Origin of the sequence: Mesorhizobium sp. C277A, assembly GCF_040324395.1 — a bacterium.
GTDB lineage: Bacteria > Pseudomonadota > Alphaproteobacteria > Rhizobiales > Rhizobiaceae > Mesorhizobium.
Map to the genome: position 1 here is coordinate 771,411 of NZ_JAMYVW010000002.1, position 12,748 is coordinate 784,158.

Consider the following 12,748-nt stretch of genomic DNA (forward strand, 5'->3'; position numbering starts at 1 on the left):
CGAGGACGACATGAGCGTGGCTGAAAAATCCGAGAAGAAATCCGGCGGGCTTGGCGAAATCGTCAGCGTCATCATCCAGGCTTTGCTGCTGGCCATGGTCATCCGCACGTTGCTGTTCCAGCCCTTCTCGATCCCGTCCGGCTCTATGCGGCCGACCTTGCTCGAAGGCGACTATCTGTTCGTCACCAAATGGTCCTACGGCTTCTCGCGCTATTCGCTGCCATTCGGCCCCGACATCTTTTCCGGCCGCATCTGGGGTTCCGATCCGAAGCGCGGCGACGTGGTGGTCTTCAAGTTCCCGCCGGATCCGTCGCTCGACTACATCAAGCGCGTCGTCGGCCTGCCGGGGGACAAGATCCAGATGAAGGACGGCCAATTGTTCATCAACGGCCAGGGCGTGCCTCGTGTGAAAACCGGCCAGATCCAAAATCCTGATATCACGGAAGTGCCTGAGCCGGTCGACGTCTATCGCGAGACCCTGCCCAACGGCGTCAGCTACGACACGCTCGACCTGACACCGAATTCGATCACCGACAACACCCGCGAGTTCGTCGTGCCCCCCGGCAACTATTTCATGATGGGCGACAACCGCGACAATTCCTCCGACAGCCGCCTCAGCGTCGGCTACGTGCCGGCGGAGAACCTTGTCGGCCGCGCTAACATCGTCTTCTTCTCGATCGCCGGGAAGGCGAGCCCGCTCGAGATCTGGAAATGGCCGTCGCTGGTGCGCCTGTCGCGCCTGTTCCATTTCGTGAATTGATGGCTTTGAAGCGCCCGACGGGTGAAACTCTGGCCGATTTGGTGACAGCCAAAACCGGCCATTCCTTCCGGGACGTCCGTTTGCTCGAGACCGCGCTGACGCATTCCAGCGCGGTCAAGGCAAGCAGCAACAACCAGCGCCTCGAATTCCTTGGCGACCGCGTGCTCGGCCTGATCGTTGCCGACCTGCTTTTTGAAAAGTTTCCTGAGGCGCCGGAAGGTGAAATCGCCCCGCGCTTCAATGCCCTGGTCGATGCGCGGACATGCTCCGAGATCGGCATTGAAATGCAGCTCGAAGATCTGGTTCGGGCCGACGCTGCCTTGAAGGCGCGCTCGCGTGGCTCGGGCGGAAACTATCTGGCGGATGCAGTCGAAGCGCTGATCGCGGCGGTCTATATCGATGGCGGCCTCGATGCGGCAAGGCAATTCGTCCTGCGTTACTGGGAGCCGCGCTCGCAAAAGGTGGTGGCCAAGCCGCCCAATCCGAAATCCGACCTGCAGGAATGGATCGCCAAGACCAGCGATGTCAGGCCCGAATACGCGATCGAGAAACGAGAAGGACCTGAACATCAACCGGTTTTCACGGTGTCCGTGAAGGTCGGCGGTTTTGCGCCGGCGAGCGGCACGGGCGGCTCTCGCCGCGCAGCCGAAGAAGCGGCGGCATCGGCGTTTCTTACGCGCGAAGGCATCTGGGCCAACCAAGGGAGTGCGGCATGACCGGCAGCGAAGATCTCCCTCCGGCAGCGGAGGCCACGCATTCCGGCTTCGTTGCCCTGATTGGGGCGCCCAATGCCGGCAAGTCGACGCTGGTCAACCAACTGGTCGGCGCCAAGGTGTCGATCGTCACCCACAAGGTGCAGACCACCCGCGCCATCGTGCGCGGCATCGCCACGCATGACAACGCGCAGATCGTCTTTGTCGATACGCCCGGCATCTTCAAGCCGAAGCGCCGGCTCGACACCGCGATGGTGACCACCGCCTGGGGTGGCGCCAAGGACGCCGATATCGTGCTGCTGCTGATCGATGCCGAGCGCGGCATCAGGGGTGACGCCGACGCCATCCTCGAGCGGCTGAAGGACGTCCGCCAGCCGATGGTGCTGATCCTCAACAAGGTCGACCGGGTCAAGCACGAGGCGCTGCTGGCCCTGGCTGCGGCAGCAAACGAAAAGGTGCCGTTCAAGCGCACCTTCATGGTCTCGGCGCTGACCGGCTCCGGCTGCAAGGATTTGCTCGACTATCTCGCGCAAGCGCTGCCGGTCGGCCCCTGGTACTATCCGGAAGACCAGATCTCGGACCTGCCGATGCGCCAACTGGCCGCCGAGATCACCCGCGAGAAGCTGTATCTGCGGCTGCATCAGGAGTTGCCCTATTCCTCGCATATCGAGACCGAGAAATGGGAAGAGAAACCGGACGGCTCGGTGCGCATCGACCAGACCATCTATGTCGAGCGCGACAGCCAGAAGAAGATCGTGCTCGGCCACAAGGGCGAGACCATCCGCGCCATCGGCCAGTCGGCGCGCATGGAAATAGCCGGCATTCTCGAGCAGAAAGTGCACCTGTTCTTGTTCGTCAAAGTGCGTGAAAACTGGGGCGACGACCCCGAACGCTACCGTGAGATGGGGCTTGAGTTTCCCCATTGAGCTTCATCGTCTAGAAATGCCGCTCCGGCAGTTTGAGACGATGACATGCCTGATCCAAAACCGACCATCGATACCGATCTCGTGCGCCGGCTGGTCAACGCGCAGTTTCCGCAATGGCGGCATCTGCCGGTGAGCCCGGTGACGTTTGGCGGTTGGGACAACCGAACCTTCCACCTCGGCAATGATATGACTCTGCGGCTGCCGAGTGCCGCACCATATGCCTTGCAGGTCGAAAAAGAGCACCGCTGGCTGCCCAGGCTGGCGCCGCTTCTGCCGCTGCCGATCCCGGTTCCACTGGCGATGGGCGAGCCTGGGGAGGACTACCCCTGGCAATGGTCCGTCTACCGCTGGATCGACGGCGAAACAGCCAAGACCGCCGAAATCGCCGATCGCCCACAGTTCGCGGTCGATCTGGCCAAGTTCCTCATTGCGCTCCGGCGGATCGATCCGGCGGGCGGGCCGCCCGCGGGCCAGCACAATTTCTTCCGCGGCGGATCGCCGAGCGTGTATGACAACCAGACAAGGGAAGCACTCCAGGCGCTGGAGGGGCAGATCGACACCCAGGCGGCCACCGCTGTCTGGGATGCGGCCCTTGCCGCCACCTGGCAAGGGTCGCCCGTCTGGTTTCACGGCGACGTCGCCTGGGGCAACCTTCTGGTCCAAAACGGCCGTTTGAGCGCCGTCATCGACTTCGGCACCTCCGGGATCGGCGATCCCTCTTGCGACCTGGCGATCGCCTGGACGTTCTTCCAGGGCGAGAGCCGGGAGGCGTTCCGTGCCGCCATCGACGTCGATGAAGCGACCTGGGCGCGCGGCCGCGGCTGGACGCTGTGGAAGGCGCTGATCACCGTTGCCGGACACGACGCCAACCAGGCCGAAGCCGAGCGATCGCGCCGCGTCATCGACGACGTCCTGGCCGATCACCGGGAATTCGCGTGATCGGAGCCTTTCGACGATGTGCGGAGATCCAATGTCAGCACAGATCGCACGCGGTGCGCCAAAATCTTGATTTCGCCATGCAACCGGTGACAAGCTCCTGCCATGGAATGGCGCGACGAGGGAATCATACTCGGCACCCGCAAGCATGGCGAAACCAGCGCCATTCTCGAGGTAATGACGCGTGCGCATGGCCGCCATCTCGGCCTGGTGCGCGGCGGGCGCTCGCGCAAGCAGCAGCCGGTGCTGCAGCCCGGCAACCGCGTCGACCTTTTGTGGCGGGCACGCCTCGACGAGCATCTCGGCACCTTCCAGGCCGAGGCGATCGAGATGAATGCCGCCCGGTTGATGGACAGCGCAGTCGCCGTCTACGGCCTGCAGACCATGGCCGCGCATCTCAGGCTCCTGCCGGAGCGCGACGCCCATGGCGGCCTGTATGAGACGCTTGCCGTGATGATCGCCCATCTGGACGATTCGGATGCCGCCGGGGAACTGGTGGCGCGCTTCGAACTGCTCATCCTCGACGAACTCGGCTTCGGCCTCGATCTCAGCCAGTGCGCGGCGACCGGCGCCAGGCAGGATCTGGCCTATGTCTCGCCGAAATCCGGCCGTGCGGTGTCGCGAGCCGCCGGAGCGCCGTGGCGCGACAAGATGCTGGCGCTGCCGGCCTTCCTGCGGCGCGGCTCCGGCTTGCGGGCGGACCACGCGGCACTCGAGGACGCCTTCCATCTGACCGGTTTCTTTTTCACCCGCCATGTCTACGAGCCGCGCGGCATCGAACAGCCCGATGCCCGTGCCGGCTTCCTCGCCGCCTTGCGCAAGCATCATTCGGGCGGCAAGGCCGACCTTACGGCAGACGCTGCGCCAGAAGGGGGAGGGAGACTCGGTGGGTGCTGACCTCCGCAAAACGTCCAGGTTCACACCAAAAGCTGCATGCGGCAGCATTCCCTCCCCCTTGTGGGGAGGGTAGGGTGGGGGTACTCGTAGGGCAAGAGCCTCAGCCGGCTTTGCGATGCTCCATGAAATCGTCGAGGATGGCGCGCTGACCGCCGAGGATCTTGAGGCTGGCCTCGGCGAAGGAAAACCAGCCGGCCCTGTCGATTTCGGGAAATTCCCTCGTCACGCCTGACCTGGGCGGCCATTCGATCGTGAACATGTTGCTTTTAACGGCATCGGGATCGAAATCGGCTTCGACACTCCAGGCGATGACGATCTTGCCGCCGGCTTGCCGATAGCTGCCGACAGGTTCGAAATCGCCATCGATGCTGACTCCGAGTTCTTCCCCAGCCTCGCGCCGGGCGGCGGCCAACTCATCTTCATTGTCCTCGACGAGGCCCTTGGGGATCGACCAAGCGCCTTCATCCTTCCTTGCCCAGAACGGGCCGCCGGGATGGACGAGCAGAAATTCGAGAATGCCGGCCCTTGTCCGGTGGATCAGCAGCCCTGCACTTCGTTTCGGCATTCGATTTCCTCACAGTTCATCCGAGGATAGCATGGCTCCTGGGCAAGTGGCGGCGGCATGCCATTCCTGGCTATCTCAGATGATGGATGAGGATAAAGACCGTAGGCCGCTGGAATTTGCCGGCGAAACATGCTCGATAACTTCTTTTCGGCCACCATTGCGGTGGCGTGACTTGAATAGCCATCTGAGGTGGCCGTGTGGCCGCCGCAATTGTCAGTGAAAACTGGCCTGGTTTGGGGGAACCGCCATGTTTGAAAGCCTGATTGGCGCCGTCGTCGTTATCGTGCTTTTTGTCCTCGTCTTGCGCCAGCAGGGCCGCGTCAGTCTGATCGAGCGCGAGCTCGGTGCGCTGCGCAGCCTGGTTCTGTCCGGCGTGCATGCGACACCGCCCGTTGCCAAACCGGTCGAGCAGGTTGCAAGCGTACCGGCGGATGCCGCTCAGGCCACCGCACCAGTTGCCGGCATAGCTTCGCCAACAACAGCCGACGCGGCACATGCCCAGGCGCCGGCCGCCGAGGCCGATGCGGCCACCAGCGAGGCCGTGCCAGAACTGTCGGCTGCGGCCAAGGCCGCATTCACCGGATCCGCGCCTGCCGCCACGGCGAAGGCAGCCCGCCAGTCCGAGGTCGAAACCGCGCTCGGCACACGATGGGCGGTCTGGGTCGGCGGCGTCGCGCTGGCCCTGGGCGGCCTGTTCCTGATCCGCTACACCATCGAGGCCGGCATTTTCGGCCCTGAAGTGCGGCTGTCCCTGGCGGCACTGCTCGGCGTGGTGCTGATCGGCGGCGGCGAGTTCATCCGCCGCACCGGCTTCAAGGTGCCGGTGCAAGGGGCTGCAGGCGCCTATATTCCGGCGATCCTGACGGCTGCCGGCGCCTTCATCCTGTTCGGTACGGTCTATGCCGCGCATGCCATTTACGGTTTCGTCGGGCCGGCCTTCGCCTTCACCGTGCTCGGCGCCATCGGCGTGGCGACCATTGTCGCCGCCCTCGTCCACGGCCAGGCCCTGGCCGGCATCGGTCTCGTCGGCTCGATGGCGACCCCGGCGCTTGTGTCCTCGCAGGCGCCCAACCCCTGGGCGCTGTTCGTTTATCTGGCGATCGTGCTTGCCGCCACAGCCGTGATCGCCCGCATACGCGACTGGAAATTTCTGATCGCGGCCGCCTTCTTCGGCACCGGCGCCTGGACCATCGTCTACATGATGAGCACGCTCGTCGCCGACCTTGCCGTCATCCTGTTCATCGACGCGGTGACGCTGGCGGTGCTTGCCTTTGTGTGGCTGGGCACACGTGACAGCGAAGCGGAGACGGCGAAGACCGGCTTCGACTGGCCCTCGATCGTGCCTGGCGTTTTCGTTGCGTTTTCAGCGCTAGGCCTGTCCGTCGACACGACGCTGGTCGCCGCCGGTGGCGCCTTGCCGGGCGCCTTCGTCCTCGTCGCCCTTGTCGCCACCGCACTCTACCGGCCGCGCGCGCTGCCGCTGCTGCATGCCGCCGGCGTGGTGAGCGTGATGATCCATCTCGGCATCATTCCGCCCACCACCATCGGCTCCGACATAACCCAGGGGAATATCGGCTTTGACGGCATGCCGGTGGCGGCCGGAAATCCGTTGACGCTGCGCATCGGCATTGCCCTCGGCCTGGTTTTCATCGGCGCCGGCTTCTGGGCCGCACGCCGCTTCGCCGCCTCAGCACGGGTCCGCGCGGCATGCTGGGCGGCATGGGGCGTCGCTTCGCCGCTGCTTATTCTGCTGACGCTGTGGCTCGCCTACGGCAATCTCGACCGCGACCTTGTCTACGCAGCGATAGCTGCCCTTCTGGTCGTCGTCTTCGCCGCCGGCGGCGAATGGATTGCGCGCGCCGAACAGCCGCCGCTCAAGGGCGACGTCGCCGTCTCCTTCGCGCTTTGCGGCTCGGCTCTGGCCGGGCTCCTGATGCTGCACATGGCCTTCGGTTCCGGCTGGACCACGTTGCTTGCCGGCGTTGCCGCCATCGTGCCGGCGCTGGCGACGCGTTGGCGTTCTTATCCGGTGCTGGGCTGGATTTCGGTCGGCGCGGTCGTCGCCGTGCTCGGCCGCGTCGCCTTCGATCCGACCATCGTCGGCGCCGAGTTCCTGACGACGACGCGGGTGTTCAACTGGCTGCTGCCGGGATACGGCGTACCGGCGCTAGCCTTCGGCTTTGCCGCCTGGCAACTCGCGCGTACCACCCCCGCACTACCAACAGCTGGTAATGGCCGGCCGCGCCTAGCGATGGAGGCGGGTGCAGCCCTGTTTGCGCTGCTCACCGTCGCCATGCTGGTGCGCCACGCCATGCATGGCGGCGTCATCGACACCGGTCCGGTGACGCTCGCCGAACAGGCGATCTATACGCTGATCGCCATCGGCGCCGGCGCGATACTGGTGGCCATCGACATGCGCTCGCCAAGCTCTGTGCTGCGCTACGGCTCGATGGCTGCCGGCGTGCTCTCGGTCGCCTTCATCGTCCTCCAGCATTTCCTGGTGCTCAATCCGCTGTTCACCGACGAATCGACCGGCCAGATCCCGGTGTTCAACCTCTTGTTCCTGGCTTATCTCCTGCCGGCCATCGCTGTCGGCGGGCTGGCGCTCTATGCCAGGGACAAGCGGCCGCCATGGTATGCGCAGATGCTGGCGGTGGTGGCGGCATTGCTTGTCTTCGCCTACGCCACACTGTCGGTCAGGCGCGTGTTCAAGGGCGAGTTCATCGGCCTGTGGAGCGGCCTCGGCCAGCTCGAGACCTACACCTATTCGGCGCTCTGGCTGGTCATTGGCGTCGTGCTGCTCACCGCCGGCGTCTGGCTGAAGTCGCAGGTGCTGCGCATCGCCTCGGCGGCGCTGATCGCGATTGCCGTGGTAAAAGTCTTCCTGTTCGACATGTCGGAACTGGAAGGCGTGCTCAGGGCGCTGTCCTTCATCGGTCTTGGCGCCGTGCTGATCGGCATCGGCCTGTTCTACCAGCGGCTGCTGACGCGGGCGGCGAGGGAGGCCAACGCTGCAACTTGAAGTGATATACGAGATGGAATATATCAATATCCAACGGAGGATATTCGATGCCGCTCTATATCCGCGACGACGAAGTGGATGCGCTGGCCAGCAGATTGCAACGCGAGACGAACGCTCCGAGCAAAACGGAGGCGGTGCGGGTCGCGCTCGTGCACGAACTTGAGCGCAATCGGGCGAAGGTGCCGCTGCGCGATCGGATCGCCAGTCTTCAGGACAGGGCCAGGAAGCTTGGCCTGCCCAATCCCGATTTCGATATGAAGAAGTTCACCGACGAGATGTGGGAAGACTGATGTTTGTCGACGCGTCGGTGATCGTCGCCATTCTCAACCAGGAACCTGGGTGGGAGGAATTGCTGAAGCAGCTATCCGGTTTTTCCGGGCAGGTCTGGGTTTCTCCGTTGGTTCACTTCGAAGCAACACAGGCATTGGCAAGGGCCGGCGCCGGCCCGCGCAGACCCAGCGCTGAAGCCCTTCTCCATGCCCGCGATCTGATCGATGAGTTCATTGTGGAGATCATGGGAGAGAGTCTGGCCATTGACGACAACATCGGCTCTCGGGCCATTGACGCGAGTGCCCGTTACGGCAAAGCCGTTGGCCACAAGGCGGATCTGAATCTCGGGGACTGTTTTGCTTACGCCTGCGCGAAAAGCCGCGATCTTCCACTGCTATACAAAGGCCATGATTTCGCACAGACCGATTTAGGATAATTCGGCCCTTTTGTTGATTGCGGGGAATAATTTAGCCGATCAACTCGTTATCTCACTGCTTGGGTGACCGGGGCGGCAGACCGCTTCGCGCTGGCCGCTTGCGCCGCGCCGGGAAGGCGCGTTCAATCGGGTTAAACAAGGGCGACCTCAGAACCAGCGGTCATGGACGAAAAGAAGGCAGCAATCCTTGGCGAAATACCGCGCCTGCGCCGCTACGCACGCTCGCTTCTGCGCGACCGCGAATCCGCTGACGATCTCGTCCAGGATTGCCTCGAACGAGCGCTCTTGCGGCTTGAAAGCTGGCAGACGGGAGAAAGCCCCCGGAGGTGGCTGTTTACGATCATGCATCATTTGTTCATCGATCAGATGCGCAAGGTGAACCGGCGCGGTGAGGCGGCGATCCTGCCGCTTGACGCAAACGAGGCGCAGGCAGTCCCCGCCGAGCAGGCCGAGAACGCCGCCTCGCGCGAGATCATCGACGCATTGCAGGCGATCAGCCCCGACCGCCGCGCCGCTCTAGTCATGGTCGCCATCGAAGGATTCTCCTATGCCGAAGCCGCCAACATTCTCGGCGTGCCCGCCGGCACGCTGATGTCGCGCATAGCGCGCGGACGCGAGGAGCTGCGCAGCCTGCTCGATGACACGGCGCGCCGCCGCTCGATAAGGATCGTCGAGAAATGACCCGCCGCGATTTTTCCGAACGCGATATCCACATGGCTCTCGACGGCGAGCTGCCGGGCGACGAGCGCGCCGCCTACGACGCCTGGATCGACGCCAATCCCGAAATGAAGGCGAAAAGCGCCCGCTACACCGCCGACCGCGCCGCGTTGCGCGCCGCCTTTGCCGGTGTGCTCGACGAGCCCGTGCCGGTGCTGTTCAAGCAGATCGTTAGCGGTGAAGGCGCGACCAAGGCGGCGGCGCGGCAGTCGCGCTGGTGGCTTGCGGCCGCGGCGGCCGCAGTGCTCGTCATCGGCGGTCTTGGCGGCTATTTTGCCGGCATCGACGGCATCGGCAGGGAAGATGGCGCCGATGACCAACTGGCCGAAGAGGCGATCGCCGCCCATGTCATCTATGCCGCCGAACAGCGCCATGCGGTGGAAGTGCCGGCAAGCGACAAGGATCACCTGCAGACCTGGCTGTCCAACCGCGTCGGCCTGAAACTGGTGGCGCCGGATCTGGTGGCGGAAGGCTTCCAGCTGGTTGGCGGCCGGCTGCTGCCGGCCGGCCAGGGCAAGGCAGCGATGCTGCTTTACGAGGACGCCAAGGGTCAGCGCATCTCCTTGTTCGTTACCGCTGATTCCTCAGCCAAGTCCAAGGGCACCTACATGGCCGAGGCCGACGGCCCCGAGGCGGTCTACTGGCTGGACAAGGGCTATGCCTGCGCCGTCGTCGGCTCGCTGCCGCGCGAGCAACTGGCTGCGGTCGCCAAGCGGGCCTACGGTCAGCTTCTGGCTGGTATCGCCAGTTAAGCGCATTCCGTTTCGGGAATGCGCCGGGGTAGAAAGTGTCACAATTCGGCCCTATTCGAAGTGCGATAGCGCTTGATGGATATCGGCGTTTCGGCTGATGTTTGCGACGTTTTTGACCGCGGCCTTTTCCTCCACCCAATCGAGGTTTTCCAAACCCGCATGCCTGCCGAGATTCGCAAGGCCCGCGCGTCCGACGTCGATGACCTCGCCGCCATCGAGAAGGCGGTCTTTTCCAGTGACCGCATTTCCCGGCGCTCCTTCCGCCTGTTGATCGAACGCGAGACAGCCGAGATGCTGGTCGCCGAAAGCGATGGTCGTGTCGCCGGCTACGCCATCGTGCTGTTTCGCAAGGGCAGCGGCGTCGCCCGGCTCTATTCGCTTGCCACCAGCCCGTTTTTCAGGGGCCGCGGCATTGGCCGCATGCTGCTTGCAGCGGCCGAAGAAGCTGCCTTCGAGCACGACCGCATGATGTTGCGTCTCGAAGTGCGCGAGGACAATCTTCGCGCCATCGGCATCTATGAGCAGAGCGGCTACCGCAAGATCGGTCGCGAGCCTCACTATTACGAGGATGGCGCCACCGCGCTGCGCTACGAAAAGACCTTGCGCGGCGATATTCCGGTCGCCACCAAAGTCCCGTTCTACCAGCAGACCTGCGAGTTCACCTGCGGTCCATGCTGCCTGATGATGGCGATGGCCAATTTCGATTCGGGCTTCGTGCCCGATCCGGTCATGGAAATCCGCCTATGGCGCGAGGCAACGACCGTGTTCATGATGTCCGGCCCCGGCGGCTGCGAGCCCTTCGGCCTTGCGGTTTCCGGCTACGAAAGCGGGCTTGCGGCGGAAATCTTCGTGTCCTTCTATGGCGCGCTGTTCTTGCAATCGGTGCGCAGCGACGACAAGCGCCGGGTGATGGAACTTGCCCAGGTGGACTTTCGCCGCCGCGCGGAACTATACGGCATCCCGGTGAATTACCGTCCGTTCACCATCGACGATATACGCGGCGCCCTGGCTCAGGGAAAACTGGTGCTGGTGCTGATCAGCGGCTTCCTGATGTTCGGCAAGAAGGTGCCGCATTGGGTGCTGGCTATCGGCGACGATGGCGACCACATCCTGATCCACGATCCCTGGGTCGAGGACGAAAGACAGGAGACCATCCTCGATGCCGCCAACATTCCCGTGCCGCACGGCATCTTCATGAACATGGCGCAATTCGGCCGCGACGGACTGCGTGCTGCCATCACTCTTGGGAAACGCTGATAACAATGACCTGGGTCATCCTCACCGGCCGTCAGAACGATCTCGACCCGGCGGCGACGCCGCACAAGATCATCACCAACCGTGACTATCTTGCGCATCCGGCGCTGTTTCGGGGCCAGCAGCCGAAGGTCATCAACCTGTCGAACAATTACGCCTACCAGAGCCGCGGCTATTATGCCTCTCTGCTCGCCGGTTCGCGCGGCCACAAGGTCATCCCGACGGTCGAGACGATGATCGACCTGTCCGAGCGCAAGCTCTACGAGCACGCGCTGCCGGAACTGGAGCTGGCGCTCAACAAGTGCCGCAAGGATCTCGGAGGCGTTTTCCCGCAAAAAATCTGCATCTTCTTCGGCATCGGACCGTCGAAGGTCTGGGACCGCTTCGCCAAGCTGTTGTTCGACTGGTTCCGCGCTCCGGCGCTTGAGGTTCACATCAAGGACAGCGCCGAATGGGCCTCGATCCGCAAGATCGGCTTCCTGCCGCTGGCCAGGATGGCCGAGGAGGAAGAAGCCTTATTCGTGCAGGCGCTCGAGACGTACACCAACCGCGAGTGGCGCGACACCAAGGGCCGCACGCCGGCACGCTACACCTTCGCCACGCTGGTCGATCCGCATGAAGAACTGCCGCCGTCGGAGATTTCCTCGCTGCGTTACTGGGCCAAGATCGCCGAAAAGATGGGCGTCGAAATCGAGCCGATCACCAGGAGGGACCTGGCCAAGCTCGCCAATTACGACGCGCTGTTCATCCGCGAGACCACCTCGATCTCAAACCACACCTACCGCTTCGCGCGCCGCGCCCAGCAGGAAGGCATGCCGGTGATAGACGACCCGCTGTCGATGATCCGCTGCACCAACAAGGTCTATCTCAACGAACTGATGGCCTACAACAAGGTGCCGGTGCCGCCGACGGTGATGATAGCCGGCACCTCGGACCTCGAACTGGCGGCGCAGACGCTGGGCTTTCCGCTGGTGCTGAAGATCCCGGATTCATCGTTCTCGCGCGGCGTCAAGAAATGCGGCAACTTCGAAGAACTGAAGACGCTCGCCACCGAGTGGCTGGAGGATTCCGATCTCCTGATCGCGCAGAAATTCATCCCGACCGAATATGACTGGCGCGTCGGCGTGCTCGGCGGGCAGCCGCTGTTTGCCGTGCATTATCTGATGGCGAAAAAACACTGGCAGATCGTCAACCACAAGGCCAGCGGCAAGCCCGACCAGGGCGGCATCAAGACCTTCACGCTGAAAGAGACGCCGCCGCATGTCGTCGACACCGCGGTGAAGGCGGCGCGCTGCATCGGCGACGGGCTTTACGGCGTCGATCTCAAGGAAACCAAGGATGGCGTCTTCGTCATCGAGGTCAACGACAACCCGAACCTCGACCATGGCTGGGAGGATTCCGGCGAAAAGGACGAAGTCTGGGTGCGGCTGACGCAATGGTTCCTGGAGCGGCTGGACCGTCCCGGGCGTTAGTTTGCCGTCCCGGGCGGCAATTCAACCG

13 protein-coding genes are annotated in these 12,748 nt (G+C 63.6%); 12 read left to right on the plus strand and 1 reads right to left on the minus strand.

Going from position 1 to position 12,748, the window contains the following annotated elements:
* The first annotated feature begins 10 nt into the window (after positions 1-10).
* The 5 genes from lepB (at position 11) to recO (ending at position 4,232) form a co-directional block, all read left to right on the plus strand.
* The gene (gene lepB, locus NKK52_RS03725) at positions 11-760 is read left to right on the plus strand and encodes a signal peptidase I (protein WP_023670241.1); all 750 of its coding nucleotides are present in this window, start codon (positions 11-13) and stop codon (positions 758-760) included.
* On the plus strand, positions 760-1,476 hold the full coding sequence (gene rnc / locus NKK52_RS03730) for a ribonuclease III (protein ID WP_023684493.1): 717 nt from the start codon (positions 760-762) through the stop codon (positions 1,474-1,476). Before lepB ends, rnc begins: the two co-directional genes overlap by 1 nt.
* Positions 1,473-2,399, plus strand: a complete 927-nt coding sequence (gene era, locus NKK52_RS03735; RefSeq protein ID WP_023670243.1) for a GTPase Era — start codon at positions 1,473-1,475, stop codon at positions 2,397-2,399. Before rnc ends, era begins: the two co-directional genes overlap by 4 nt.
* A gap of 45 nt (positions 2,400-2,444) precedes the next feature.
* Entirely contained in the window at positions 2,445-3,338 is an 894-nt protein-coding gene (locus NKK52_RS03740; protein ID WP_023684492.1) for an aminoglycoside phosphotransferase family protein, read from the plus strand.
* A 102-nt stretch (positions 3,339-3,440) separates the two neighbouring features.
* Positions 3,441-4,232, plus strand: coding sequence for a DNA repair protein RecO (recO, locus tag NKK52_RS03745; RefSeq protein ID WP_023684491.1), 792 nt, complete (start codon positions 3,441-3,443; stop codon positions 4,230-4,232).
* A 100-nt stretch (positions 4,233-4,332) separates the two neighbouring features.
* On the opposite strand, the gene NKK52_RS03750 is transcribed toward recO, so the two are convergent.
* Positions 4,333-4,797 carry an NUDIX hydrolase gene (locus NKK52_RS03750; protein WP_023684490.1) on the minus strand — a complete coding sequence of 155 codons (465 nt, stop codon included), beginning with the start codon at positions 4,795-4,797 and terminating at the stop codon, positions 4,333-4,335.
* A gap of 247 nt (positions 4,798-5,044) precedes the next feature.
* On the opposite strand from NKK52_RS03750, the gene NKK52_RS03755 reads away from it, so the two are divergent.
* The 7 genes from NKK52_RS03755 (at position 5,045) to NKK52_RS03785 (ending at position 12,720) form a co-directional block, all read left to right on the plus strand.
* Positions 5,045-7,819, plus strand: a complete 2,775-nt coding sequence (locus tag NKK52_RS03755; protein WP_023684489.1) for a DUF2339 domain-containing protein — start codon at positions 5,045-5,047, stop codon at positions 7,817-7,819.
* A gap of 47 nt (positions 7,820-7,866) precedes the next feature.
* Entirely contained in the window at positions 7,867-8,109 is a 243-nt protein-coding gene (locus NKK52_RS03760; protein WP_023670248.1) for a type II toxin-antitoxin system VapB family antitoxin, read from the plus strand.
* Positions 8,109-8,525 carry a type II toxin-antitoxin system VapC family toxin gene (locus NKK52_RS03765; RefSeq protein ID WP_023670249.1) on the plus strand — a complete coding sequence of 139 codons (417 nt, stop codon included), beginning with the start codon at positions 8,109-8,111 and terminating at the stop codon, positions 8,523-8,525. The genes NKK52_RS03760 and NKK52_RS03765 overlap by 1 nt, the downstream gene beginning before the upstream one ends.
* A gap of 162 nt (positions 8,526-8,687) precedes the next feature.
* Positions 8,688-9,206 carry an RNA polymerase sigma factor gene (locus NKK52_RS03770; RefSeq protein ID WP_023670250.1) on the plus strand — a complete coding sequence of 173 codons (519 nt, stop codon included), beginning with the start codon at positions 8,688-8,690 and terminating at the stop codon, positions 9,204-9,206.
* Positions 9,203-9,994: an anti-sigma factor family protein gene (locus NKK52_RS03775; protein ID WP_023670251.1), complete on the plus strand. Its 792-nt coding sequence runs from the start codon at positions 9,203-9,205 to the stop codon at positions 9,992-9,994. Before NKK52_RS03770 ends, NKK52_RS03775 begins: the two co-directional genes overlap by 4 nt.
* A gap of 159 nt (positions 9,995-10,153) precedes the next feature.
* Entirely contained in the window at positions 10,154-11,251 is a 1,098-nt protein-coding gene (locus tag NKK52_RS03780; RefSeq protein ID WP_023670253.1) for a peptidase C39 family protein, read from the plus strand.
* Positions 11,252-11,256: 5 nt separating this feature from the next.
* Positions 11,257-12,720, plus strand: a complete 1,464-nt coding sequence (locus NKK52_RS03785) for a RimK family ATP-grasp domain-containing protein (RefSeq protein ID WP_023684488.1) — start codon at positions 11,257-11,259, stop codon at positions 12,718-12,720.
* Positions 12,721-12,748 lie beyond the last annotated feature (28 nt).